This is a genomic window from Clostridioides sp. ZZV15-6383, assembly GCF_020657735.1.
Classification (GTDB): Bacteria; Bacillota; Clostridia; order Peptostreptococcales; family Peptostreptococcaceae; genus Clostridioides; species Clostridioides difficile_D.
Map to the genome: position 1 here is coordinate 1 of NZ_JAGWCV010000148.1, position 482 is coordinate 482.

The 482-nt window shown below is 27.4% G+C and carries 1 protein-coding gene; it reads left to right on the plus strand.

Annotated elements, in window-relative coordinates:
* Positions 1-458, plus strand: a 458-nt coding sequence (locus KGF42_RS19215) for a transposase (protein ID WP_227826912.1), incomplete at its 5' end; no start/stop codon positions are given.
* Positions 459-482 lie beyond the last annotated feature (24 nt).

Genomic DNA, 482 nt, shown 5'->3' on the forward strand with positions numbered 1-482 from the left:
GTAAAAATAGCAAAAAACTATTTGCTAATAAAATAATAAATAGGAAATCAAAAACAGGCTATAAAAGTGAAATAACTTGTTATGCTTGTGAAGAATGCCGTGATTGTCAATATAAAAGCAGTTGCATTAAGAGAAGTAACAGTAAGATTCCTCTTGAAAATAGGACTAAAAACTTACAAGTATCTAAGCTATTTCATGAAAAAAGAAAAGAAAACTTAATGAGAATTATAAGCCCGGAGGGGTGTGAACTTAGAATGAATAGAAGTATACAAGCAGAAGGAGCTTTCGCTCAAGTAAAACAAAATATGAAATTTAGAAGATTTTTAAGCCGAGGCAAAGAAAATGTTCTATCAGAATGTATTATTGTAGCGATAGCTCATAACATTTCTAGACTACACAATAAAATAGTAAAAAATAAACGTGGAATATATCTTCATCATTTAAAAAAAGTATTCTAAAATTATTATTTACAATCAAATATT